A 24,210-nucleotide genomic window follows, 5' to 3' on the forward strand; every position below is an offset into this window, starting at 1 on the left:
CGATTTCGGTTGGACAGGTCTCAAGCTCGACCTGCACTGCGTGTTCTCTGGTCACGCCCGCGGTTGATGAGGGCGCGGCGAGGATCACCCGCCACAGCGCCGAACGTTTCTGTCTGAACTATAACTATCGCTTCTGGCTCTATCGGTGGGTGCCACCCTGTCGCGGAGTTTGCCAGCCTTCTGGCGGCCGGTTAAGGTGGCGCCTTCTGTTCACGGGAGCTTGCATGCGTACGCCGATTCGCCTTCTTCTCAGCCTGCTCGGAGTGCTGGCCCTGCCGGTCCACGCTGGCTGGTATCTGGACAATGAGTCTTCCCGTGTGTCCTTCGTGACCACCAAGAATGCCAATATTTCCGAGGTCCAGCGCTTCCTGGTGCTGCATGGCAAGGTCGACGACAAGGGCAAGGCCCAGTTGCAGATCGAGCTGGATTCGGTCAGCGGCGGCATTCCCCTGCGTGATGAACGGCTGCGCCAGGATCTGTTTCAGGTTCAGCAATTTCCCGACGCCTTGATCACCGCGCAGATCAACTTGCGACCGATCAATGACCTGGCCCCTGGCGCGCAGATCGAGTTGCTGTTGCCGGTCACTGTGGCCTTGCACGGCGAGGAACACACCTATAACGCCGAACTGCTGGCCACTCGTCTTGATGACCAGCGTTTTCAAGTGGTGACCCTCGAACCGCTGGTCCTCAATGCAGAAGACTTCAACCTGGCGCCGGGCCTGGAGAGCTTGCGCAAGGTTGCGGGTTTGTCCGCCATCAGCTTTTCGGTGCCGGTGGGTGCGGTACTGATCTTCACGGCGCGTTGAAATGCGTGGAGCGGTGTTCCCCTGGCGCGAAGGCAACCGCTTCGAGTTGTTGATCGACGGTCCCGAGTTCTTTCCGCGAATGCTGGTGGCCATTGCCCGTGCTCAGGAACAGGTCGAGCTTGAACTGTACCTGGTGGAAGCCGGCACCTGTGCTCAAGCCATGGTCCAGGCGCTGGTGCAGGCCGCCGAGCGCGGGGTGCGAGTACGTTGTCTGTTCGATGATTACGGCAGCCTGGCGTTTACCCAGGTCTTGCGTCAGCGCCTGCTGCGGGCGGGTGTCGAGTTGCGTTTCTACAACCGCCTTAAGTGGCGCCAGGGCTTTCTCAACCTGTACCGCGACCATCGCAAACTGCTGCTGGTGGATCAGTCCCTGGCAATGGTGGGAGGGACCGGAGTCACCGATGAGTTCTGGCGGCCTGAATACAACAACTGCGACTGGCATGAAGTCATGGTGGAAATCGCCGGCCCCATGGTGCGCGATTGGCAAATGCTGTTCGATCGCCAATGGGTTGCCAACCTGCGCAGTGGCGCCTGGAAGCCCCAGGCCGACTTCGGCTTGCTGCGGCTACCGCGCGTGCCGGACAAGGGCAAGGGCATGGGCCGGGTGGCTTACGCCGATGCCCATCAGCATCGCGATATCCTGCATTCATTGATTCGCGCCTTGAGTAGCGGCCGACGGCGCATCTGGCTGGCCACGCCTTATTTTCTGCCCACCTGGTCGGTGCGCCGCTCGCTGCGCAAGGCAGCGGCCCGGGGCATCGACGTGCGCCTGCTGCTGACCGGACCGCACACCGATCACCCAGCGGTGCGTTATGCCGGTCACCGTTATTACCCGCGCCTGCTCAAGGCCGGGGTACGGATCTTTGAATATCAGCCACAGTTCCTGCACTTGAAGATGGCGCTGGTGGATGACTGGGTGAGCGTTGGATCGTGTAACTTCGACCACTGGAACTTGCGCTTCAACCTGGAAGCCAACCTCGAAGCCCTGGACCCGTCACTGACCCGTGCGGTGGCGGCGAGTTTCGAGGCGGATTTCGCTCAGAGCGAAGAGGTCAGCCTGGCGCAGTGGCTTAATCGGCCGTTATGGCGGCGGATCAAGCAGCGGATCTGGGGCTGGGTCGACCGTCTGGTGGTCAATCTGTTGGATCGGCGCGGTTGATTGCCGTTGCTCAGGCTGCGAACGGCCTGAAGGACCGCGGGGGGCTCAAGGGCGCAGGAGGTTCGGCGGGAGATCGTCAAGCAAGGTCCTGCGGACCTTGTCGCAGCCTCGCAGCAGCGGTAGAGATTGCGCGGTTGCGGAGGTTGCGGAGGTTGCGGAGGTTGCAGCGGTTGTAGAGAGGGCACAGGGCAAAGGGAGGCGGCCGGTGCAGGTCTTGTTCCGGCCGCTGACTGGGATCAGAGCAGTTCAAAGCTCTGTTGCTTGACGTCCTGGGAATCCAGGCCGATCTGTACATTGAAGTCGCCCGGTTCCGCAGCGTACTTGAGCTGGGCATTGTAGAACTTCAGGTCGTCCTCGGTGATGGTGAAGTGAATGGACCTCTCTTCTCCGGCCTTGAGCATGATTTTCTGGAAGTTCTTCAGTTCCTTGATCGGGCGAATCATCGACCCGGCCACGTCCTGGATATACAACTGCACCACGGTTTCACCGTCACGCTTGCCGGTGTTCTTCACGGTCACGCTGGCGTCGAGTTTGCCGCTCTTGTTCAGGGTGCTGGAGGACAGGGCCATGTCCGACAGGCTGAAGCGGGTGTAGCTCAAGCCATAGCCGAACGGATACAGCGGGCCGGTGGTGTCGTCGAAGTACTGCGAGGTGTAGTTGCCCGGCTTGCCCGGGGTGAACGGCCGGCCAATGGTCAGGTGGTTGTAGTAGGTCGGAATCTGCCCCACGGTGCGGGGGAAGGTGATCGGCAGCTTGCCCGACGGGTTGTAGTCGCCGAACAGCACGTCGGCGATGGCGTTGCCGCCCTCGGTGCCGCTGAACCAGGTTTCCAGGATCGCGTCGGCCTGTTGGTTTTCTTCCAGCAGCGACAGTGGCCGGCCATTCATCAGCACCAGCACCAAAGGCTTGCCGGTGGCCTTGAGGGCCTTGATCAGCTCGCGCTGGCTGGTGGGAATCAGCAGGTCGGTGCGGCTTGAGGATTCGTGGGACATGCCCCGGGATTCACCCACGGCGGCGACGATCACGTCCGCCTGTTTGGCCGCTTTCACTGCCTCGTCGATCATCTGCTGCGCCGGGCGTGGGTCGTCCACCACTTCCGGGGCGTCGAAGTTGAGGAAGTTCAGGTAGTCCACCACCTTCTGGTCGGCGGTGATATTGGAACCCCGGGCGTACACCAACTGGGCCTTGTCGCCCAGGACGTTGCGCATGCCGTCGTAGAGCGTCACCGACTGCGCCGGCACGCCGGCGGCGGCCCAACTGCCCATCATGTCGATCGGCGCCTTGGCCAGCGGGCCGACCAGGGCGATCTTCGCGGTTTTCTTCAGCGGCAGGGTGTCGTTGTGGTTCTTCAGCAGCACCAGGCTGCGCCGCGCGATGTCCCGGGCGTCGCTGCGGTGCAGGCGGCTTTCGGCGTTGGTGTCGGCCGGGTCGTCCTCGGCCTTGCCGATGCGCACGTAAGGGTCCTTGAACAGGCCCATGTCGTACTTGGCCGCCAGCACTTCACGCACGGCGTTGTCGATGTGCTTCTGTTCGATTTCGCCGGACTTGAGCAGCCCCGGCAGTTCCTTGCCGTACAGCGAGTCGTTCATGCTCATGTCGATGCCGGCCTTGATTGCCAGCTTGGCGGCCTCGCGACCGTCCTTGGCCACGCCGTGGCGGATCAGTTCGACGATCGCACCGTGGTCGCTCACCGCCAGGCCCTTGAAGCCCCATTCCTTGCGCAGCAGGTCGTTCATCAGCCAGGTGTTGGAGGTGGCGGGCACGCCGTTGATCGAGTTCAGGGCCACCATCACCCCGCCGGCACCGGCGTCGATGGCTGCGCGGTAGGGCGGCAGGTAGTCCTGGTACATCTTCACCGGGCTCATGTCGACGATGTTGTAGTCGCGACCGCCCTCCACCGCGCCATACAGGGCGAAGTGCTTGACGCTGGCCATGATGCTGTCCGGCAGGGCCGGGCTCTGGCCCTGGTAGGCCTTGACCATGACCTTGGCAATGCGCGAGACCAGGTAGGTGTCTTCGCCGAAGCCCTCGGAGGTGCGGCCCCAGCGCGGATCGCGGGAGATATCCACCATCGGCGCGAAGGTGATGTCCAGGCTGTCGGCGCTGGCCTCCTTGGCAGCGATGCGCCCGGAGCGGCCGATGGCGTCCATGTCCCAGCTGGAGGCCAGGGCCAGGCTGATGGGGAAGATGGTCCGGTGGCCATGGATCACGTCATAGGCGAAGAACATCGGGATCTTCAGCCGGCTGCGCATGGCCGCGTCCTGCATCGGGCGGTTTTCCGGGCGGGTGATGGAGTTGAAGGTGCCGCCGATGTTGCCCGCGGCGATTTCCTTGCGGATCAGTTCGCGGGGCATTTCCGGGCCGATGCTGATCAGGCGCAACTGGCCGATTTTTTCTTCCAGGGTCATGCGCTTGAGCAGATCGCTGATAAAGGCATCTTTGTTTTCCAGGGGGACCGGGGCGGATTCGGCAAGCACCGGGTGACAGGCCAGACTGACCAGCAGGCTGAGCAAACACAGCTTCTTCATGAATATGGTTCTCAAGGGCTCAAGATCGACGCAGGCGAGAGGCGTCGAGCAGCCGACATTTAGGGAGCGACTATTGTTGTTCAGATAAATCCATCACACTTCCGAACTGTTTTTCGCGCTGGGCCTCTTTTAGCCCATCAGCCCGAGGCATTCCAGTGGCGCAGGCAGATTTTGCCCCGCGCCCTGCATGAAACCGGGCAAACGATCCATTTCAATCAGGTTGTGCAAGGAGCCCCACCCATGAACATCACCCAAAGCCTGCGCTCGAGCTGGCCCATTGCCGCGCTGTTGCTGCTCAGCAGCCTGCTCAGCGGCTGCGGTATCAACAACATTCCGACCCTCGATGAGCAGGTCAAGGCCGACTGGGGCCAGGTGCAGAACCAGTACCAGCGCCGCGCCGACCTGATCCCCAACCTGGTGGAAACCGTCAAGGGCTACGCCAAGCATGAGGAAGAAACCCTGACCGCGGTGATCGAGGCGCGAGCCAAGGCCACCTCGATCCAGGTGGACGCCAGCACCCTGGACAACCCGGAAAAACTCAAACAGTTCCAGCAGGCCCAGGATCAGTTGAGTGGTGCCCTGAGCCGTCTGATGGTGGTCTCCGAGCGCTACCCGGATCTGAAGGCCAACCAGAACTTCCTGGCCCTGCAATCCCAGCTGGAAGGCACCGAGAACCGCATCGCCGTGGCCCGCCGCGACTTCATCCTGGCGGTGCAGAAGTACAATACCGAGATCCGCACCTTCCCTGGTCGGCTGTGGCACGGCCTGCTGTACAGCGACCTGCCGGTGCGTGAATCCTTCGAGGCCACGAGCCCTGACGCCGACAAAGCTCCGCAAGTCAAATTCTGATGCCTCGGGGGCAGCGCGTGTTGCGAAGCGCGCTGCTGGCGCTATGGCTGGCGAGTGGCGCCGCACTGGCGCAACAACCAGGGGCCGCGCTCACGGATGGCGGGCCAGTGCGTGCGTCGCAACCTGCTGTCTGGGTCGAGCCCGTACCGGTCATTGCCACCGCAGGGCCAATTGAAAGCCTGTTCCCCAAACTCACGGGGCCGGTGGTGGACACGGCGCAGAAGCTGACGCCGGAGAGGGGGCCGTACCTGAGCGAAATGCTGGCCCGGCGCGAGCGTAGCACCGGCGACCAAGTGGTCGTGGTCACCGGTGCGAACCTGGGTGGGCTACAGCATCGACGACGTAGGGCTGCGCTTGGGCCGTTACTGGGGCGTGGCCAGAAGCACAAGAACAACGGTGTCCCGCTGCGGGTGGCGCTGGATGATCGCAAGGTGCGCATCGAAGTTGGCTAGGGGCTGGACGATCTGCGGACCGAGGCCGTGGCGGCGGTGACAGTTTTGGCGGTGGCGGGGCGTCCGGCAGTGGTAGCCCACGGGGAAAAACATTAAGGATGAGGTGCTGATGCGACTTTATAAAATCGGCCTGGTGCTGTTGCTCTGGGTCTTCGCAGTCACGGCCCAGGCCGAGCTGAGGTTTCCGGCCCTGAGCGGGCGGGTGGTGGATGAGGCGCAGATGATCGAGCCAACCGTCCGCGCCCAGCTGACCCAGCAACTGCAAGCCCACGAACAGGCCACCGGCGAGCAGCTGGTGGTGGTGACCCTGACGAACCTGCAAGGCGCCAGCATCGAGGACTACGGCTATCAGTTGGGGCGCCACTGGGGCATTGGCCAGAAGGACAAGAACAACGGCGCGCTGCTGATCGTTGCCCGCGACGAGCGCAAGCTGCGCATCGAAGTCGGTTATGGCCTGGAGGATCGCCTGACCGATGCCCAGGCCTCGGTGATCATCCACCAGGTGATCACTCCGGCGTTCAAGACCGGGCAGTTCAGCAAGGGCATCAGCGACGGCGTCTCGGCCATGCTGCTGGTGCTCGGCGGCACGCCGCTGGACGCGCCGGCCACGGCCTACGACAGCGGCGAGAGTGGCCCCCAGGACGACTTTGTCCAGCGTCATCCGTTGCTGTTCCTGTTCCTGGTGCTGCTGTTCATCCTGGTGGTCATGGTGGCGCAGGCGCTTGGGTTCATCACCACCACCAGCGGGCGCGGCGGTGGCGGTGGCGGTGGCGGTTTCGGCGGTGGTGGTTTTGGTGGTGGGTCCGGCGGCGGTGGCTTCAGCGGCGGTGGCGGCAGTTTTGGCGGCGGTGGTTCCTCCGGCGGCTGGTAACTCAACATAAAGAGCGGATATCCAACGACATGGCATTACTCAGTGAATACGAACAACGGCAAGTGGCCGAAGCCATCGCCCGGGTCGAGCGCCATACCGACGCCGAGCTGGTGACGGTGCTGGCCGCCCGGGCCGACGACTACGCCTACATTGCGCTGCTCTGGGCCAGCTTGCTGGCGCTGGTGGTGCCGGGGGTGGTGCACTACGTCACTGGCTGGCTGAACATGCACCTGTTGCTGCTGGCACAATGGGCGACTTTTATCGTGTTGGGCCTGGTGTTGCGCCTGCCACGGATCACCACCCGGTTGATTCCGCGTTCGGTACGCCACTGGCGGGCCTCCAACCTGGCCCGGCGCCAGTTCCTCGAACAGAATCTGCACCACACCGTCGGCGGCACCGGGGTGCTGATCTTTGTCAGCGAAGCCGAGCGTTACGTGGAAATCCTCGTGGACGAGGGTATTTCCAAGCGTCTGGATAACAAACAGTGGAACGGCATTGTGCGCAACTTTACCCAGCAAGTCCGGCAGGGCCAGACCCTGCAGGGCTTTCTCGACTGCATTGACGCCAGCGGCGAACTGCTCAAGGCCCATGTACCCCTGACCCAGGTGCGCAACGAATTGCCCAACCGCCTGGTGGTGCTCAACTGAGCCCCCCCTGAGCCTTGTACCGTCCTGAGGACGCCTTCGCTGGCAGCCGGCTCCAGCTGGCGCGATATCGCGGGTGTTCTTGTAGTGGACGGTTTGCCGGCGAAGAGCCCCCCTGAGCCTTGTACCGCCCTCGGGGACGCCTGTGCTGGCAATCCAGTCCCTGTGGGCGACGATTTTTTTACCGTCGGGTGAATAACTCCGTGCCCCGACGGGGTTTGCTCCCTAAAATACCCGCCACTCCCTGATTCACACCCCGCATCGCCCGAGGCACCTGCCCCCATGTCCGTTACCGCACCTTCCGCCCGCTCCGCGCCGGATCACCACGCCCAGTTTCTGCAATTGCTCGACACCAGCCTCGCACAGAACGCCTTTATCAAGCTGGTATTGGCCAAGCACGTGGGCCCGGAGGCGGACCTGCAACGCCTGATCATCAAGCAACTGACGGTCAAGGAGCAGCCGTGCCTGTCCTTCGTCTATCGCTACAAGACCCGCGACATCACCAAGAACTTCCCGCTGGACGAGGGCGTGGCGAGCATTGCCGGCTTGCTGCCGGCTGCGTTCAAGAACGCCCATCTGCTGACCCTGACCGATGAAATACAGCTCGAATACAGTAAGAAGGGCAAAAGCTCACTGTTCAAGGGCAAGCCGCAAACCCAGCGCGATGTGCCGTCGGCCGAGCACAACCGAGAGAAGAACCGCTTCCTCGACCTCAGCCGGCCGTTTCTCGCCGACCTGGGGGTGACCAACAAGCAGCATGAGCTGATCCCGGCGATGTCGCGCAAATGGAAGCAGATCAACAAGTTCATCGAGGTCTTCAGCCACGCCCTGAGCAGCTCGCCGATCCATCTTGATCAGCCGGTGCGGGTGGCGGATTTCGGTTCCGGCAAGGGCTACCTGACCTTCGCCATCCACGACTACCTGCGCAACACTCTCAAGGCCGAGGGCGAGGTGACCGGCGTCGAATTGCGCGAGGACATGGTGACCCTGTGCAACGCCGCCGCGCAGCGCCTGGAACACCCGGGCCTGGTGTTCAAGTGCGGTGACGTGCGCAGCGTGGCCCCCAGCCAACTGGACGTGATGATCGCCCTGCATGCCTGCGACATCGCCACCGACTATGCGATCCACACCGGCATCCGCTCCGGCGCGGCGATCATCATGTGCTCGCCGTGCTGCCACAAGCAGATCCGCCTGCAGATCCAGAGCCCGGCGCTGCTCAAGCCGATGCTGCAATACGGCCTGCACCTGGGGCAGCAGGCGGAGATGGTCACCGACAGCCTGCGGGCGCTGTTCCTCGAAGCCTGCGGTTATGACACCAAGGTCTTTGAGTTCATCTCCCTGGAACACACCAACAAGAACAAGATGATCCTGGCGGTCAAGCGCGCCGAACCGCTCGACCCGACCCAATTGTTGGCCAGGATCGAAGAACTCAAGGCGTTCTACCAGATCAGCGAGCACTGCCTGGAAACCCTGCTCAAGGCCGACGGCTATCTACAGAGCCGCAGCGCCAAGCAGTAAGCTGCAAGCCACCAGTCTGGAGTTCCACGCCAGCAGCTTGAGGCTTACAGCTTGCCGCTGTAGTAAGTGGCTATTACCCGGGCTGGCGGAATGGGACTACCTTGAGTACTCATTCCGCCCACGTCTTGCCCTGAAAGGAGCCCACTCCATGGCCGCGAAAAAGATCCTCATGCTGGTTGGCGATTACGTTGAAGACTACGAAGTGATGGTGCCATTCCAGGCGCTGCTGATGGTCGGTCACACGGTGCACGCCGTGTGCCCGGACAAGCGCGCCGGGCAGACCGTGCGTACAGCGATCCACGACTTCGAGGGCGACCAGACCTACAGCGAAAAACCGGGCCACCTGTTTGCCTTGAACTTCGATTTCTCCCAGGTCGCCTCCAGCGACTACGATGCCCTGCTGATCCCCGGCGGACGTGCACCGGAATACCTGCGCCTGAACGAAAAAGTCCTGCAACTGGTCAAGGAATTCGACCAGGCCGGTAAGCCGATTGCCGCGGTGTGCCACGGCGCGCAACTGCTGGCCGCGGCCGGCATCCTTGAAGGCCGCGAGTGCAGCGCCTACCCGGCCTGTGCCCCGGAAGTACGGCTGGCCGGTGGTACCTACATCGACATTCCGGTGACTGATGGCCACGTCCAGGGCAACCTGGCCACCGCCCCAGCCTGGCCGGCGCACCCCAGCTGGCTGGCCGGTTTCCTTGGCCTGCTGGGCACCAAAATCACCCTGTAAGCGAGGACCACGCCATGTGCGAGCTGTACGTCAAGGCCGACCCGATTCTCTATGAATCCCGTTCCCGCTCGTTGCGTATCTGTGGCGTGGTCACCACCTTGCGCCTGGAAAACCAGTTCTGGGACATCCTCAGCGAAATTGCCGAAGTCGACGGCATGACCACCAACCAGCTGATTGCCAAGCTGTATGAAGAGGTCATGGACTACCGCGGCGAAGTGGTGAATTTCGCCTCCTTCCTGCGGGTTAGTTGCACCCGCTACCTGAGCCAGCGTCGCGTCACGGCTCCCGATCTCAGCCTGGTTCGCCGCAACGCTTTGTAGGGCCTGGCGTCAGACCTCGCTGCTGGCCGCGCCTTTGCGGGCGCGGGGGAGGAGTTGCCCGCCGACGGGCAGCGTGGCCATCAGAAAAAACGCGTGACGCTGATCTTGGCGTTGCGCCCCAGGCTTGAGGCGTTTTCGCCGCTCAATGGCGGGCGGTAGTCGCGGTTGAACATGTTATCCAGGGTGAAGTTGACTTCGGTGCCTTTGAGGTATGCCTGCTGCGGTTTCCAGTTGGCGAACAGACCGTGCACGTTGTAACGCTTGTTTTCGTACTGATCCCAGTAGGAGTCGCCTGCGGCGCTGGCCGGGCCGTTCGGGTAGATGTCGCTGGGCACGCGGTCGGTCTGGCGAACCCACTGGCCCTGCCAACCCACTTGCGCATCCCACTGCGGGATTTTCACCCCCAGGCTGGCGACCCACTTGCGTGGTGGAATGTCCCGGGCCCAGACGTTCGGCCCCCACGGGTTGGTATAGGCGCCTTGATGCTTGCCGGTGATCCAGGAATACGACAGGGAGCCGAACAGGTAGGTGGCGTCATAGAAGCTCTCGACTTCGAAGCCCTTGATGGTCAGGTCGCCGATGTTGCGATACACCCCGATGGTCGGTTGGTTGCACACCTGGCGAATGCTTTTGCCGGTGCTCAGTTGTTCGGGGCAGCCGATCCCCAGGTTCTTCATGATCTCGTCCTTGATCTGGTTGCGAAACACCGTGGTACGGATCTGCACGGTATCGGCCTTGGTCAGGACGTCGGAGAAACGGGTGATGGCGCCGCCACGCAAGGCGCTGATGCGCTCCGGGTCGAGGTGACGGCTGGTGGCCGAGCGGGTGCTGGTGGCGGACTGGACTTCGTATTGTTCGTCGATCACCGGCGCGCGCCAGGTCTTGCTGTAGTCGGCGAACAGGTCCAATTGCGCAGTGACTGTCCAGAACGCCGATAGGCGTGGGGACCAGCCGGTGTAGGTCTTGTCACCGTAATCGTGACCGGCCAGCGGATCGGGGCTGTTGTAGATCGGTGCGTCGTTTTTCTGCCCACGGTTGCGCACATGGTCGTAGCGCAGGGACGGGGTCAGGGTGAAATCGCCCAGGGCGATGGCGTCCTGAATATAGAAAGAGTGGGTGTCGACCTTGCCGTGCGGCATGAACCCTGGCTGGTAGTAGCCGTTGTTGTACTTGGGCACCCCGTAGGTCTTGCCTGGCATCCACATGTCCACTTCGCGGGCGTGTTTACGGATCTGCAGGCCATTGACCAGCGTATGTTCCAGCGCGCCGGTGCTGAAGCGGCTGGTGTTTTTCAGCGAGAGGATCCGGTCCTCGTAGCCGACGGTGATCTTGCGACCGCCGGAGGAGGGCTGGTAGTAGGCATTCGGGCCGCGCTCATCGGTCTGGTCGGTGATCGAGTCCGAGTACTGCGCCTGGAAGTCGATCCATGGGTTATCCACCGGGGTGTATTGGTACTTGGCCAGCCAGGTGGTATCGACGGTATTGCGCTGGGCCAAAAAGCGCCGGGTAGCGCCGTCATACCCGAACCTGTCGATGTCTCTCTGTTTTGGCGGTGTCGGGTAGCTCTTGGCCGAGAAGGGCGCCCAGATATGGCTGATGGAGCGCATGTAGGTGAAGCCCAGGCGATGTTCGTCGGTCAACTGCATATTCAGCTTGAACAGCTCGCCCTCCAGGTCCTGGGCGGTATTGGGCAGGCGCTTGGGATTGATCGGGTATTCATTGTTCGGGTCCGGCTGGGCGCTGGCCAGTTTCATGTCGTCGCCGTCACGCTTGGTCCAGTAGGCCAAGGCGTCGAAACGCTGATCGTCGGTCCGGCCGTATACCGCACCGGTGTAGGCCTGTTCATGGCTGTTGCTGCTGTAGCCGTACTTGACCATGGCGCCGGCGTTACGGCCGTCTTGCAGCAGGTCCGGGGCGTCCTTGGTTTCCATGTGTACGGTGCCGCCGAAGCCTCCGTTGCCGGTTTCGGGGGAGTGCGGGCCTTTTTCCACTTCGATGCGCTTGATCATCTCCGGCTCGATAAAGATTGAACCCTGCTGGTAGCGTTCGAAACCGCTTTTGGTGGCGCCATCGACGCTCATTGGCACGTCTTCGGCGTCTCCCAGGCCCCAGATATTGATGGTCTGACCGCCGGGTTTCAGCGAGCCGCCCAGGCTGATCCCGGGCAAGGTGTCGATCAGGCTGACCACGTTGGTGGCCTGGTGACGATCAATTTGCGCCTGGTTCAGGGTCGAGCGGCCAACACTGGCGGAGTCCACCTCGGTGCCGTTGCCGATCACGCTCATGGCCCCCAACTGCAGGGCTGAACCGCTGCTGAGGCTGCTCTCGGTAGGGCGCACGATATAGGTGTTGTCGACCTTCATCAGGCTGAACCGGCCGTCCGGCAGCAGGGCGCGGATCGCCTCTTCCGGGCTGTAGTCGCCTTGCAGGGCTGGGGCCTTGGCATTGCTCAGCAGTTGCTCATCGAACAGCAGCTGGATTTTCGCCTGTTGCGCGATCTGGCTCAGGGAGGTGGCCAAAGGTTGCGCCGGCAACTGGAAATGCAGCGGCCCGGCGTGAGCTTGCAGGCTCAATGCCAGGCAGGCAGCGAATAGGGTCGGGCGGGTACGGACTAACGGAACAGGTAAGAACGCGCGAAACATGACTTCCCCCAAAGTGGCTTAAAGGCCAAAAAAAGCGCTGCGTGCAGATCGCAGACGGGAGGAAGACGCGGCAGTGAAAAAAAACCTCATATGCGAATGAAAGATATTCTCATGTGTGGGTCAGCGGGCTTCGATCTTCAGCTGACCGTTGGCTTGGACTCGGGTTTTCACCGGGATTAGGGCCGGCAGGGCCTTGAGCAGGGCATCGGGATCGTTGACGTCGAGGTTGCCGGAAACCTTGTAGGCGCCCAGCGGGCCCTCGGCCAGTTGCACCGGTTGATGGCGGTACAGGTTCAGCTCGTCCACCAGGCTGGCCAGGTCGCGGTTGCGAAAGGCCAGGCGCCCGCTGCGCCAGTCGGCCACCTCGTCGCGGTCCAGGGTCTGTTGGCGCAGGGTGCCTTTTTTCAGGTCGTAGGTGGCTTGCTGCCGGGCGCCCAGCAGAGTCAATGCCTCGGGTTTGCCGTCCGGGCTGAAAGCCACCTGACCGTGGGCCACGCTGACCACCAGTTGGCGCTGGCCGCGGCGCACATCAAAGGCGGTGCCCACCACCCGTACCTTGGCCGCGCCGATATGCACCCACAGTGGCCGGTCTTTGTTGGCAGCGACTTCCAGGTACAGCTGGCCTTGTTGCAGGTAGATATCGCGCTGTTGCGCGCTGAAATCGATCTGCACCTGGGTGTTGGCGTTGACGTACAAGGTGCTGCCATCGGGTAGCTGGAAGGACCGCGCGCCCTGTTGCTGAGCTGCGATCTGTTGAGTGAAGGGCCCTTGTGGCTTGCCCAGGTTGACCGCGAGCACAGCGCATAGCACGGCTGCGGCCACCGCCACGGCAGGGCGCCAGCGTGGTGTCTTGCGTCGGGGCTGGGGCACAGGGCGACTCAGTTTTTGCAACTGCGCCAGGTCGTCCCACAGCGCCTCGAATTCGGCGTAGGCCCAGGAATGGGCCGGTTCACTGATCCAGCTATCGAAGGCCTTGCGCGTGGCACGGTCCGGATTATTACGATTACGGGCGAACCAACTGGCGGCCTCGGCATCGATCTGTTCACTGTCGGGGTCGTCGTGGGTGCCGGGAAAGCGGTTCATTCAGGCTGCTCCTTGCCTTTCTCTCGTTGTAGATGCTGCTTGCAGTGCAGTAGGGCAAAGGCAATGTGTTTTTCTACCATGCTCACGGAAATGCCCATGCGTTCAGCGATCTGCGCTTGGCTCAGCCCTTCGAAGCGATGCAGCATAAGGGCTTCGCGGCGGCGCGGCGAGAGTTGCGCGAGGACTTCTTTCAATTGTTCCAGGCGTTGCAGGCGCTGGGCGGCGGGCAGCGGCTCGTGCTGTTCGTCGGCCAGGGGCTCACTGTCGAAATTTTCCTCGGGGCGGGCCTTGGAGCGCACTTGCTGGCGCCGCCAATGATCGCGTAACAGATTGCGCGCCATCTGGAACAGGAAGGCCCGGGGCTGCTCGACCTGCGCCCGATCACGGTAATCGAACCATTGGGTGAACACGTCCTGGGTCATGTCCGCCGCGTCGCTGGCGTTGTCCGTGCGTTTACGCAGGAAGTGCAGGATGTCCGCATAGAACCCGCGAACAGAGTCCGCCGACGCAGAGTCGGTCTTGGAGCGAGACATGGATATCCTTCTTGACGACGCGGTGAGCATGAGGTCGCGAATGATATCGAGAATTATTGCTATTTGTCACTTTGCTGATGATGGGGTCCCAAGCACCTGTTTTTCCGGGCCAATCCGGTTCTGCGCCTTGGAGCCGGCTTGCCGGCGGGCGCAAGGTCTTGCTGGGGACGCCAGTACAGATCGTCGATGAACTGGCGACCTGGTGCGAGGAATACGCCGCCGGTGGCTTCAATGTGTTGTTCACTCATTTGCCGGAAGCCATCGAGGATTTTCGTGCAATTGATCACCCCGCAGTTGCAACGCCAGGGCTTGCTCCGACAGCGGTACACGGGGCTTACCCTGCGCGAACACCTGGGATTTGCGCGAGTGGAAAACCGAATTTTCAGTCATCGGGGCAATGGCTGAATCGCTGAAAGGGTCTTTACTCTCAAGGCGCAACGCCCAGCGATCAACACAAGGAGCAACAGCATGTCCGGATGGTATGAGTTGAAGAAAAGCAGCAACGGCCAGTTCCGTTTTGTACTCAAGGCGGCCAACGCCGAGATCATTCTCACCAGCGAGCAATACACCACCCGCGCTGCCGCAGAGAATGGCATTGCCTCGGTGCAGACCAACAGCCCGCTGGAGGAACGCTACGAACGCAAGAGCGCCAAGGACGGTAAACCCTATTTCAATCTCAAGGCAGCCAATCACCAGATCATCGGCAGCAGTGAAACCTATTCGTCGGAAGCAGCCCGGGACAAGGGCATTGCCAGCGTCAAGGCCAACGGCCCGAGCCACAACATCAAGGACCTGACTGCCGTTTGAGCCCGGCGCAGCAAGGCCGTCCGGCCTGATCAGGGGCCAGGCGGCCTTGCTGCACCGCCATCGGCTTGGCTGAAGCTCGTCACTTGCGATGGCGGCGAGCTTGAATTCGAGCCTCTGCCGGGCGTCAGCCGACTGGCGATGGAATCATGGCGAAACGCCATCGCATGCATTATCCTCCGCGCCCGTCACCGGGCGCTCGGCATGCCAGGCACCTTGAGTGACGTTATCGATCATTGTCCAAGGGATCTGCGACCTCATGATTCGCCCTCTCGTATTACTCGCCGCGCTGCTGGCGCTGAGCGGTTGCTACAGCCTGCCTTCCACGAAAATCGCCGAGAGCATGCGCCCGGATTCGCAGTCGGGGGGGGCGTATGTGGTGGGCGTGGTGGGCATTTGGCCGAAGGCGGTGCACACCGCCAACGAACAGATGCTGCTGATTCGCCCACGGGGCGGTGAAGGATTCGCCTCGGCGCGCCTGTACAACCAGATCTACGGCCGCACGCCACGGGATGTGCGCGAGACTTGGCACGGCATTGGCAGCCTGTTCGTGATGCCGCTCAAACCCGGGCGCTACGAGATCTACAACTTGCACTTCGACCGCGGTAACGCCACCGCCTGGAGCCGCGAAGACTTCTCCATTCCCTTGGAACTGGAAGCCGGCAAGGCCTATTACGTCGGTGATTTCCGCGCTGGCTGCCTGTCGGCGGCGGGGGCCAAGTGCGTGTTTCTGCACAGTGACCACCTGGAGCGCGACGCCGCCCTGGTACGCGCCAAGTACCCGCAGGTGCCGAGCCTGCAGCGGGTCGATCTCGAGAAGATGGAAGACGTCACGTCGTTGATCGTCAAGGAGCAGGGGCCCAAGGCGTCGATGCTCAAGGCCATGCTCTCGGGGGATCTGTAATGCGCAGTCGGTTGTGGTTGTTGCTGGTGCTGATGCTGGGGCTTGGCGGTTGCCAGACCAGCCATAGTCTCAAGCCGGCCGAGGTGGATTATCAGCAGCGGTTGCCGGCGATCAGCGTCAGTGTGATGGGGGCCATCCCTGCCGGCCTGATCCGTGATGAACTGCGTCGGCGCGGCACCTTCGAGCAGGTGCAGTCGGGGTTCAGCGTCGATGGCTACAACGTGATCGTGATGGCCAACAGTGATTACTTTGGCTGGCAGAACATTCCCATGGGGCTGCTCAGTGCGATGACCTTTTTCATCGTACCGGGCCGGGCCACCTGGGACAGTCAGGTGATGTTCCATGTCAGCCGTGGCGACCAGCCACTGGCCAAGTACCGGGTCAGCAACCACACTCGTTCCTGGCGCGGTTGGGCCAACCCCGATGGTGGCCAATACCAGCATGTGCAGCGCATCACCGACGACTTCATTGCGCAGATGCTGCAGGACCCGCAGTTCAAGGCCCTGGCCCCGGTGGCGCTGAACAGTCACTGAGTCACGCGTGAACGTGACCCATGCCAAAGCCCGGACGGTGTCAGCCGCCCGGGCTTTTTGGTCAGGGCTTCAACTCAGGGTCTGCAGCAGCGTCTGCAACTGTTGGCGTGCGCTGTCGTTCAGGGCAAACACCGGCCGGCGTGGCTCGCCGGCGTTCAGCCCGGTCAGTTCCAGCCCGGCCTTGACCGTGGCCGGCAAGCCGCCCTTGAGGATGAAGTCCAGCAGCGGCAGCTGACGGTAGAACAGCGCCCGGGCCCGTTGCAGGTCATGTTCCAGCACAGCCTGGTACAGATCGAGATTGAGCTGGGGGATCAGGTTCGCCGCCGCCGTGCACCAGCCGCGGGCGCCGGCGGCGAAGGCTTCCAGGGCCAGGGGGTTGCAGCCGTTGTAGAACGGCACCTGGCCTTCACCCAGCAGTTGCAGCTTGTGCATGCGCTGGATGTCGCCGGTGCTTTCCTTGACCAGGGTGACGTTTTCCACGGCGTGGAAAATCTTCAGGATCAGCTCCACCGACATGTCGGTGCCGCTGGTGGCCGGGTTGTTGTAGAGCATGATCGGTACGTCGATGCTGGCGCCGATGGCCTGGTAGTGGGCGAGGATCTCGGCCTCGCTGAGTTTCCAGTAGGAGGCGGGCAGCACCATCACCACGTCGGCGCCCTGGGCTTGGGCAAAGCGCGCGCGGCGGATGGCCTTGGCGGTGGTCAGGTCGGAGACGCTGACGATGGTCGGCACGCGCTTGGCCACGTGCTGGAGGCTGAACTCGGCGACCTGATCCCATTCTGCGTCGTTGAGGTAGGCGCCTTCGCCGGTGCTGCCCAAGGGCGCGATGGCGTGGACGCCGGCGTCAATCATGCGGTCGATGGAACGCCCGAGGGCATCCAGGTCCAGGCCTTCGCCGTTGGCGCCGAAGGGGGTGACGGTGTAGCCGATGATGCCGTGGATCTTGGGGGTAGGCATGGTGCAACTCCTGCAAGGCATAAGGGGGGGGATCAGTTCAGGCAGTCGGCGTGTTTTTTCAGGTTTTGCCGAGCGTAATAGTTGAAAGCGGCACCGTGGCGCTTGGGCTTGGAGATCCAGTCATGGGCTTCGCGGCCCAGCTCCGGGAGGATCGGTTTGATGCGGCCGGCGGCCATGGCCAGCAGTTGCAGTTTGGCCGCGCGCTCGATCAGTTGGGCGATCACGCAGGCCTCCTCGATGCTGGCGCCGGTGGACAGCTGGCCGTGGTGGGAAAGCAGGATCGCGCGCTTGTCGCCCAGGGCCGCGGAGATGATTTCGCCTTCTTCGTTGCCCACCGGCACCCCCGGCCAGGCTTCGAGAAAGGCGCAGTCCTCGTACAGCGGGCAGAGGTCCATGTGCGACACCTCAAGCGGCACTTCGAGCATCGACAGCGCGGCAACGTGGGTCGGGTGGGTGTGGATGATGCAGTTCACATCCGGCCGGGCGCGGTACACCCAGCTGTGGAAGCGGTTGGCCGGGTTGGGCATGCCGTGGCCTTCGAGGACGTCCAGGTCTTCGTTGACCAGCAGCAGGTTACTGGCGCTGATTTCATCGAAGCCCAGGCCCAGTTGTTGGGTGTAGTAGGTGCCCGGTTGCGGGCCGCGGGCGGTGATCTGCCCGGCCAGGCCCGAGTCATGGCCGTTCTCGAACAGGATGCGGCAGGTCAGGGCCAGCTTTTGCCGGTCGGTCCACGTATTATCCGCCAGGGTGTTTTGCATCTGGGTCAGGGCTTGCTTGACCAGCTGGTCTTTGGGCAGTGCTAATGTCTTGGCCATGTCGAAGGTCCTTTGAGGAGTGCAATGGACGTCGGATCTGCGCTTCACCTGCTGCTTGCGAGGTCGTTGGGTGAGTCGCGATGACACTTAAGAGGCTATATGACACGTTGTGTCATTGGCAAGCGCCAATCGTTGTTTCCTAGATGGATTAACCGCTCTACATGTCTATCCGTTTGAAATTACTGAGAAAAAAACTTGGTGTGACCCTGGAGGCCCTGGCCGAAAAATCCGGGATGACCAAGAGTTACCTGTCGAAAGTCGAGCGCGGGTTGAACACTCCGTCGATCGCGGCGGCGTTGAAACTGGCCAAGGCGCTGAACGTCAAGGTCGAGGAGCTGTTCGCCGAGGACAGCATCAGCCTCGACAGCTACAGCCTGGTGCGCAGTGGCGAGCGCCAGTCGCTGGCGACCAACGACCAAGCCCCGGGCTATGCGGTGCTGGCTCATCAGGTCAGCGAGCGCAACCTGCTGCCGTTCATCATCTACCCGGCCAAGGAGTTCAGTGACAAGACCTTCAAGGAACACCTGGGGGAAGAGTTCCTGTTCGTCCACGAAGGCCAGGTGGAAGTGGATTTCATGAACGAGCGGGTGATTCTCAACCGTGGCGACGCGCTGCACTTCAATGCGCAGAAACCCCACCGCATCCGCTCCCTGGGGGACGTGCAGGCGCAGTTGCTGGTGGTCGTGCACAGCAACGAAGACTGAGCCTTGTAGCCGCTGCCGAAGGCTGCGAACGGGCCGCAGGCCTGCAGCAATCCCAAGGACTCCCGCGCCCGGCGCAATCAGCGTTCCACGGGCACCGACAGCGCCGGGTTGCCCAAGGCGTGGGTCTTGGAATCGAAGAAGCGCAGGCTCAGGTCCAGGCCTTCGAATAGCTTGGCATAGTGACGCTTCTGGTGCTGGATGAACGCCGCGCTGCGCGGGTAGATGGAGATCGCCAGGGTCGTGGCGGCCGACTGGCGGATCGCCTGCACCAGGTGCGCGTCCTGGGGCCCGAGGTTGTGGCCGAAGATGCACAGGGCGCCGCTGTGATCCAGCAGTTGCTGGTGGCAGAACGACAGGTAGTCCGAGCTGCGGATGGTCTTGAGCTTGTCCGCCAGCGGCCCTTCGCTGACGAACAGCGGCACGTCGTCCAGGGTCTTGAGGGTGTTGTTGATGGCGAAGCTGCCCAGCAGGGTGCCTTCGGTGGACGTCAGCTTGCGTGCGCTGCCGTCCAGATTGCGCACCAGGTGCAGGCCGCCGTGCAGGTAAAGGATGCGGGCCTGCCCGGTGCTGGCGGCGCCCAGTTCGAAGGACGGATCGGCACCGTCAAACAGGTCGTCCAGGCCTTCGGTGTCATGCTGCACGGCCCAGTAGTTGAGCAGGTCGTAGTTGCTGGTGAACACCGTGGGATAGCGCCGCAGTTCCTGGTTGATGGCCGCCAGGCTCTGCGCCTGCACCAGGCGCCAGGGAATGTGCACGGCGTGCACGGTGTTGATCAGCGCTTCCTTGATGGCGTAGTAGCGATTGCGCGGTGCCGCCGAGCTGACCGCCAGGGCCTTGTTGACCCGGCTGGTGGTTTTCAGCGCCCCCAATACCTGCTCGAAGCTGCGGGTCTGCAGGGCTTCGAACACGCTGAGTTCGGAGGGGCTGAGGGGCTTTTCTTCCACGGTGCGGGCGTTTTCGAACAGCGAGTCGTAGGCGAAGTCTTCCCACACAGCGCGACTGGCGCCGTTGCCGATCAGCAGGCCGGTAAACGAGGTGCTTTCGCGCAGGGCGTTCCAGTCTTCAAGTTCGGCGTCAAATTCCTGGAAATCCATCATTGCGGTCATCGGTCTCAAGGCAGAAGGGAGTCAGGGCGCCGACTTTATCACGACCGACTCTTGAGCCAGATCAAGATCGTCCGTGACCGATCAGTCGATCCTGTCGGGCAGACCTGAATCGACATCCCGCATTGAGCATTCGCCCGGAGACCTCCTCATGAGCAGCACCTTCTTTATTCCAGCCGTCAACATCATGGGCATTGGTTGCCTTGACGAGGCCATGAGCGCCATCCGCAACTATGGCTTTCGTAAAGCGTTGATCGTTACCGATGCCGGTCTGGCCAAGGCTGGCGTGGCCAGCATGATCGCCGACAAGCTGGCGATGCAGGACATCGACTCGCAGATCTTCGACGGCGCCAAGCCCAACCCGAGCATCGCCAACGTCGAACAAGGACTGGCGCACCTGCAGCAGGGGCAATGCGATTTCGTGATCTCCCTGGGCGGCGGTTCGCCCCATGACTGCGCCAAGGGCATTGCCCTGTGTGCCACCAACGGCGGGCATATCAGCGATTACGAGGGGGTTGATCAGTCGAGCAAACCGCAGTTGCCACTGATCGCCATCAACACCACCGCCGGCACCGCCAGCGAGATGACGCGTTTTTGCATCATCACCGATGAGTCGCGCCACGTGAAAATGGCCATCGTCGACCGCAATGTCACGCCACTGCTGTCGGTCAACGACCCGGCGCTGATGGTGGCGATGCCCAAGGGCCTGACCGCCGCCACCGGCATGGATGCCCTGACCCACGCGGTGGAGGCCTATGTGTCCACCGCCGCCAACCCGATCACCGATGCCTGCGCGTTGAAAGCCATCAGCATGATCAGTCACAACCTGCGTCAGGCAGTGCACGATGGCAGCGATCTGCTGGCGCGGGAGAACATGGCCTATGCGCAGTTCCTCGCCGGCATGGCCTTCAACAACGCTTCCCTGGGCTTCGTGCACGCCATGGCCCACCAGTTGGGCGGTTTCTACGACCTGCCTCACGGCGTGTGCAACGCGGTGCTGCTGCCCCATGTGCAGAGCTTCAATGCCAGCGTTTGTGCCGAGCGCCTGACCGACGTGGCCCACGCCCTGGGCGCGGACATTCGTGGCTTCAGCCCGGAGGAGGGGGCTCAAGCAGCGATCACGGCGATTCGCGCCCTGGCCCGTGATGTGGATATTCCTGCCGGTCTGCGCGAGTTGGGCGCCAAGTTGACAGACATTCCGCTGTTGGCGGCCAATGCCCTGAAAGACGCCTGTGGCCTGACCAACCCGCGTGCGGCGGATCAACGACAGATCGAGGAGATTTTCCGCAGCGCATTTTGAGGAACCGCTGGAGCACTTGTGCTGGCAGGCCGACCCTTGCTGAGTCGACTTGCCGGCAAAGGGCCCGTCCAGGCCCCGCCGGGCTTCTGCCCACGGAGCGAGGGCTTCAGATCGGGCAAGCGCAGGGACAGGACGCGCAGGGAGCGGTTACCAGGCCAGGCGCACTTGCGTCATCCTATTCAAGGTCAGCAGCGTTGAAAGCACAGGTTCCAAAGAGGATAGTGCGGTTCTTATCCCGTCTGATCACAAGGAACCGTGAATGAACCGTCCATCCTTCCTGACGCTTGTTCTGGGTAGCCTAGCGCTGCTGTGGCTGGGTACGGTCTCGGCCCAGTGCCTGCCGCCGCCACGCAATGCCGAGGTCCCGGGCTTTTCCCTGTGCAAGGACTGGCCAGCCTTTGCCGATCAGAGCATCAGCCTGCTGTCCGAACGGGTCCCGGACCCCAGCGACACTGGTCAGGGGGACGGCACCTACAGCCTGCAACTGGCGCTGCTGGAGCGCCACAGCGGGCAGGTCCTGGCCAGTTACAGGCAACCTGTGGCTTTTGTTTCCGATGCCTTCCGCCTGGACAGCCTGACGCTCGACACCGGGCGCTTCCAATTGACGCCACAGCTGCGGGCGTTTGGGGTTCGGGCGGCGTTCGAGGGCTCATCCCGGGTCAATCCCTTCAATCAGATCTGGCTCAGCCTCTACGTGCGCGAAGGCAGCACTCTGCGCCCGGTGCTGGAGAAGTTCCTGGCCCATTCCTACAGCGGAGAATGGAATGGCCAGTGCGCTGGCGAGGGCACGCAAACCACGCGTACCCTGGAGATCGCCAAGACCCGCAGCCATGGTTATGCCGACCTGATCGTGCGTTCGGTCAGCGTCAGTACCCAGAGCGAAAAAGTCGGGGAAGCGTGCCGGTCCACGTCCGTGACCGCCAAACCGGTGCTCATCACTCTGCATTACGATGGCCAGCGTTACGTCCTGCCCAATGGTTACAGCGGTATCTGAGGGAGTTTTGATGAAGTGGCTTGAATCATGCGGCCTGGGCCTGGCCCTTTGTGCCGGGTTGGGGGGGGGCACGGCGGCGCAAGCGGGGTGCGACAACACGACGGGTGTTCCCGGAGAGTTCTATGTCTGCAAGCCCTGGCCCGCGGAGCCGGAGCTGAGCATCAGTGCCCGGGCGACGCCCATGCCCGGGAGCCAGACTGGCGACGTCAGCAGCTACAGCCTGGACGTATCGCTGCAGGACATCGACTCCGGTTGGACCCTGGCCAGCAACTACAAGGACTCCGCTCTGTTCTCCGATGCCGTGGCCCTGCAGGGGCTGCAGATCGACACCGGGCGCTACCGTTTGAATAAAGAGCAGCGAGCCTTTGGCCTGCGGGTTCTCTATCACCACAGCTCCAGTGCCATGCCCTACGAGAAAAGCGTGCTGACCCTGTATCGACGTGAAGACAAGGAAGTCCTGCCGCTGCTGGAAGGATTGGTGATGGATGAGAGCCACGGCGAGTTTGGCTGGGGCAGTGAGTGCGAGGGCCGCTCCCGGACCCTGCACCGGACCCTGGAAGTCGGCAGTGGCCAGCGCAACGGTTATGCCGATCTGATCGTGCGTACCCGTGAAGTCAGCACCAGGCATTTCAAGGGCAGCGACGGCTGTGAAAGCCGTGATCTGCCGCCCAGGAACACGGTGGCGACCCTGCATTATGACGGCCAGCGCTATGCACTGAGCAAAGCCCTGAAAGGACAGTAATCGATGCTCACCGGCCTCAATCACCTGACCCTGGCGGTCAGCGACTTGCCCCGCAGCCTGGCCTTCTATCACTCGCTGTTGCAACTGCGCCTGGAGGCCACCTGGGATGCAGGGGCCTACCTGTCACTGCCGGGGCTGTGGCTGTGCCTTTCCCTGGACCCGCAACGGCAGGCACCAGCCGTTGCCGATTACACCCATTACGCCTTGGGTGTCGGCGCTGCAGATTTTGCAGTGCTGGTCCAGCGCCTGCGTGAGGCGCAAGTGCCGGAGTGGCGCGACAACCGCAGCGAGGGCGCGTCGTTTTACTTTCTCGATCCCGATGGGCATCGACTGGAGGCTCATGTCGGTGACTTGGCCTCGCGATTACGGGCCTGTCGCCAACATCCTTACGCAGGAATGCGCTTTTACCCCGCCGACTGAGGCGCCGCTACCGGGAGCAGCTGACGAAAGCCGCTGGTGGCAAGGTGCCTTGATCGTGCAGAATCCGGCAGATTCGCGCTGTGCCTGGCATTCCCGTGAGGTGCATCCGTTCTGGAGTCTTGCCGATGACCTCATCGCTGCTGCTGGCCGTTATCGCCTCGGGTTTCATTTATGCCATCACCCCCGGACCCGGGGTCTTGGCGGTGTTCGGTATCGGTGCCTCCCGAGGCCGGCAGGCCGGCGCCAGTTTTCTCTGCGGGCATATGCTGGGGGATGTGCTCTGGTGCAGTACGGCGTTGGTGGCGATTGTCGGGGCCCGGGAAATCGGTAGCCAGGCGTTCAACATCCTTGGCGTGCTCAGCGGCCTGTACCTGTTGTGGCTGGGAATGCGCGCGATCGGCCGTCGTGGCGCCCGCGATGACGCGCCCAGGGGGCCGGCGCGCAACCCGCTGTGGCACGGCATCTTCTTCGGTCTGACCAATCCCAAAGCCTATCCAGTGGCGGTCGCGACCTTCACCGCGCTGCTGTCCAGTCGTGCCGAGTCGCTCAATTGGTCGATGCTTCCGGGTCTGATCGCCCTGAGCTTCCTCGGGGGGCTGGCGGCATACGCTATTCTCATCGGCATCGTCGGCGCACGTCAGGTGCGCAGTGGTTATCAACGTCACGAACGGGCGATCAGCCGAGTGTGTGGGGTGATGTTCATCGGGTTTGCGATCAACGCCCTGCTGCACGCCGTGCCGGGCTTGATCGGCAACAAGGCATAACGCCGCTCGCGGGTTGCGACGGTGCGTAGTCGGCG

Annotated in this window: 26 protein-coding genes; 19 read left to right on the forward strand and 7 right to left on the reverse strand. The window is 62.6% G+C overall.

The annotated features are described in order from the left end of the window. Nucleotides 1–224 precede the first annotated feature (224 nt). Nucleotides 225–806 carry a YceI family protein gene (locus PLD_RS22040; RefSeq protein ID WP_159896476.1) on the forward strand — a complete coding sequence of 194 codons (582 nt, stop codon included), beginning with the start codon at nt 225–227 and terminating at the stop codon, nt 804–806. Between the two features lies 1 nt (nt 807). Then, a complete protein-coding gene (locus tag PLD_RS22045) occupies nt 808–1,965 on the forward strand; it encodes a phosphatidylserine/phosphatidylglycerophosphate/cardiolipin synthase family protein (RefSeq protein WP_159896478.1) in 1,158 nt (385 codons plus the stop codon). A gap of 236 nt (nt 1,966–2,201) precedes the next feature. Here the strand turns inward: PLD_RS22045 and bglX are convergent, their stop codons facing one another. Next, nucleotides 2,202–4,493 carry a beta-glucosidase BglX gene (gene bglX / locus PLD_RS22050; protein ID WP_159896480.1) on the reverse strand — a complete coding sequence of 764 codons (2,292 nt, stop codon included), beginning with the start codon at nt 4,491–4,493 and terminating at the stop codon, nt 2,202–2,204. Nucleotides 4,494–4,733: 240 nt separating this feature from the next. On the opposite strand from bglX, the gene PLD_RS22055 reads away from it, so the two are divergent. The 7 genes from PLD_RS22055 to PLD_RS22085 all read left to right on the forward strand — a co-directional run bounded on the left by PLD_RS22055 (nt 4,734) and on the right by PLD_RS22085 (nt 9,877). Continuing rightward, nucleotides 4,734–5,342, forward strand: coding sequence for a LemA family protein (locus PLD_RS22055; protein ID WP_159896482.1), 609 nt, complete (start codon nt 4,734–4,736; stop codon nt 5,340–5,342). A 17-nt stretch (nt 5,343–5,359) separates the two neighbouring features. Next, on the forward strand, nt 5,360–5,794 hold the full coding sequence (locus tag PLD_RS22060) for a YgcG family protein (RefSeq protein WP_159896483.1): 435 nt from the start codon (nt 5,360–5,362) through the stop codon (nt 5,792–5,794). 109 nt (nt 5,795–5,903) lie between these two features. Beyond that, nucleotides 5,904–6,665, forward strand: a complete 762-nt coding sequence (locus PLD_RS22065) for a YgcG family protein (protein WP_159896485.1) — start codon at nt 5,904–5,906, stop codon at nt 6,663–6,665. Between the two features lie 29 nt (nt 6,666–6,694). Further along, the gene (locus PLD_RS22070) at nt 6,695–7,312 is read left to right on the forward strand and encodes a TPM domain-containing protein (protein ID WP_159896487.1); all 618 of its coding nucleotides are present in this window, start codon (nt 6,695–6,697) and stop codon (nt 7,310–7,312) included. 279 nt (nt 7,313–7,591) lie between these two features. Beyond that, a complete protein-coding gene (locus tag PLD_RS22075) occupies nt 7,592–8,827 on the forward strand; it encodes an SAM-dependent methyltransferase (RefSeq protein ID WP_159896489.1) in 1,236 nt (411 codons plus the stop codon). A 148-nt stretch (nt 8,828–8,975) separates the two neighbouring features. Beyond that, the gene (locus PLD_RS22080; protein WP_159896491.1) at nt 8,976–9,557 is read left to right on the forward strand and encodes a DJ-1/PfpI family protein; all 582 of its coding nucleotides are present in this window, start codon (nt 8,976–8,978) and stop codon (nt 9,555–9,557) included. Between the two features lie 14 nt (nt 9,558–9,571). Continuing rightward, nucleotides 9,572–9,877 carry a ribbon-helix-helix domain-containing protein gene (locus PLD_RS22085; RefSeq protein WP_159896493.1) on the forward strand — a complete coding sequence of 102 codons (306 nt, stop codon included), beginning with the start codon at nt 9,572–9,574 and terminating at the stop codon, nt 9,875–9,877. Nucleotides 9,878–9,957: 80 nt separating this feature from the next. Here the strand turns inward: PLD_RS22085 and PLD_RS22090 are convergent, their stop codons facing one another. The 3 genes from PLD_RS22090 to PLD_RS22100 form a co-directional block, all read right to left on the reverse strand. Continuing rightward, on the reverse strand, nt 9,958–12,519 hold the full coding sequence (locus PLD_RS22090; protein WP_159896495.1) for a TonB-dependent receptor: 2,562 nt from the start codon (nt 12,517–12,519) through the stop codon (nt 9,958–9,960). Nucleotides 12,520–12,639: 120 nt separating this feature from the next. Continuing rightward, nucleotides 12,640–13,602: a FecR domain-containing protein gene (locus tag PLD_RS22095; RefSeq protein ID WP_159896497.1), complete on the reverse strand. Its 963-nt coding sequence runs from the start codon at nt 13,600–13,602 to the stop codon at nt 12,640–12,642. Next, complete coding sequence (locus PLD_RS22100; RefSeq protein WP_159896499.1) at nt 13,599–14,135, reverse strand: RNA polymerase sigma factor; 537 nt, start codon at nt 14,133–14,135, stop codon at nt 13,599–13,601. The genes PLD_RS22095 and PLD_RS22100 overlap by 4 nt, the downstream gene beginning before the upstream one ends. Nucleotides 14,136–14,191: 56 nt before the next feature. On the opposite strand from PLD_RS22100, the gene PLD_RS22105 reads away from it, so the two are divergent. The 4 genes from PLD_RS22105 to PLD_RS22120 all read left to right on the forward strand — a co-directional run bounded on the left by PLD_RS22105 (nt 14,192) and on the right by PLD_RS22120 (nt 16,376). Beyond that, nucleotides 14,192–14,548 carry a hypothetical protein gene (locus tag PLD_RS22105; protein ID WP_371929078.1) on the forward strand — a complete coding sequence of 119 codons (357 nt, stop codon included), beginning with the start codon at nt 14,192–14,194 and terminating at the stop codon, nt 14,546–14,548. Between the two features lie 55 nt (nt 14,549–14,603). After that, nucleotides 14,604–14,942: a YegP family protein gene (locus tag PLD_RS22110; RefSeq protein ID WP_159896501.1), complete on the forward strand. Its 339-nt coding sequence runs from the start codon at nt 14,604–14,606 to the stop codon at nt 14,940–14,942. Between the two features lie 256 nt (nt 14,943–15,198). Further along, nucleotides 15,199–15,843, forward strand: a complete 645-nt coding sequence (locus PLD_RS22115; protein WP_159896503.1) for a hypothetical protein — start codon at nt 15,199–15,201, stop codon at nt 15,841–15,843. Then, nucleotides 15,843–16,376 carry a hypothetical protein gene (locus PLD_RS22120; RefSeq protein ID WP_159896505.1) on the forward strand — a complete coding sequence of 178 codons (534 nt, stop codon included), beginning with the start codon at nt 15,843–15,845 and terminating at the stop codon, nt 16,374–16,376. The genes PLD_RS22115 and PLD_RS22120 overlap by 1 nt, the downstream gene beginning before the upstream one ends. Before the next feature lie 69 nt (nt 16,377–16,445). Here the strand turns inward: PLD_RS22120 and PLD_RS22125 are convergent, their stop codons facing one another. Both PLD_RS22125 and PLD_RS22130 read right to left on the reverse strand, forming a co-directional pair. Next, a complete protein-coding gene (locus PLD_RS22125) occupies nt 16,446–17,333 on the reverse strand; it encodes a dihydrodipicolinate synthase family protein (RefSeq protein ID WP_159896507.1) in 888 nt (295 codons plus the stop codon). A 32-nt stretch (nt 17,334–17,365) separates the two neighbouring features. Next, nucleotides 17,366–18,148, reverse strand: a complete 783-nt coding sequence (locus PLD_RS22130; RefSeq protein WP_159896509.1) for an aldolase — start codon at nt 18,146–18,148, stop codon at nt 17,366–17,368. 161 nt (nt 18,149–18,309) lie between these two features. Between PLD_RS22130 and PLD_RS22135 the strand changes: the two genes are divergently transcribed. Next, nucleotides 18,310–18,852, forward strand: coding sequence for a helix-turn-helix domain-containing protein (locus tag PLD_RS22135; RefSeq protein WP_159896511.1), 543 nt, complete (start codon nt 18,310–18,312; stop codon nt 18,850–18,852). 77 nt (nt 18,853–18,929) lie between these two features. Here the strand turns inward: PLD_RS22135 and PLD_RS22140 are convergent, their stop codons facing one another. Beyond that, on the reverse strand, nt 18,930–19,949 hold the full coding sequence (locus tag PLD_RS22140) for a DUF4917 family protein (protein ID WP_159898187.1): 1,020 nt from the start codon (nt 19,947–19,949) through the stop codon (nt 18,930–18,932). A gap of 157 nt (nt 19,950–20,106) precedes the next feature. Between PLD_RS22140 and yiaY the strand changes: the two genes are divergently transcribed. The 5 genes from yiaY (at nt 20,107) to PLD_RS22165 (ending at nt 24,175) form a co-directional block, all read left to right on the forward strand. Beyond that, nucleotides 20,107–21,255, forward strand: a complete 1,149-nt coding sequence (yiaY, locus tag PLD_RS22145) for an L-threonine dehydrogenase (RefSeq protein ID WP_159896513.1) — start codon at nt 20,107–20,109, stop codon at nt 21,253–21,255. Between the two features lie 259 nt (nt 21,256–21,514). Then, on the forward strand, nt 21,515–22,249 hold the full coding sequence (locus PLD_RS22150) for a hypothetical protein (RefSeq protein ID WP_159896515.1): 735 nt from the start codon (nt 21,515–21,517) through the stop codon (nt 22,247–22,249). Nucleotides 22,250–22,259: 10 nt separating this feature from the next. Then, a complete protein-coding gene (locus PLD_RS22155; protein WP_159896517.1) occupies nt 22,260–22,991 on the forward strand; it encodes a hypothetical protein in 732 nt (243 codons plus the stop codon). Nucleotides 22,992–22,994: 3 nt separating this feature from the next. Continuing rightward, entirely contained in the window at nt 22,995–23,411 is a 417-nt protein-coding gene (fos, locus tag PLD_RS22160; protein WP_159896519.1) for a fosfomycin resistance glutathione transferase, read from the forward strand. Nucleotides 23,412–23,536: 125 nt separating this feature from the next. Next, nucleotides 23,537–24,175 (forward strand): LysE family translocator, encoded by a 639-nt coding sequence (locus PLD_RS22165; RefSeq protein WP_159896521.1) that lies wholly within the window; start codon nt 23,537–23,539, stop codon nt 24,173–24,175. The last annotated feature ends 35 nt before the right edge of the window (nt 24,176–24,210 follow it).

The sequence above is a fragment of the Pseudomonas sp. LD120 genome (genome assembly GCF_009861525.1).
Lineage (GTDB): Bacteria > Pseudomonadota > Gammaproteobacteria > Pseudomonadales > Pseudomonadaceae > Aquipseudomonas.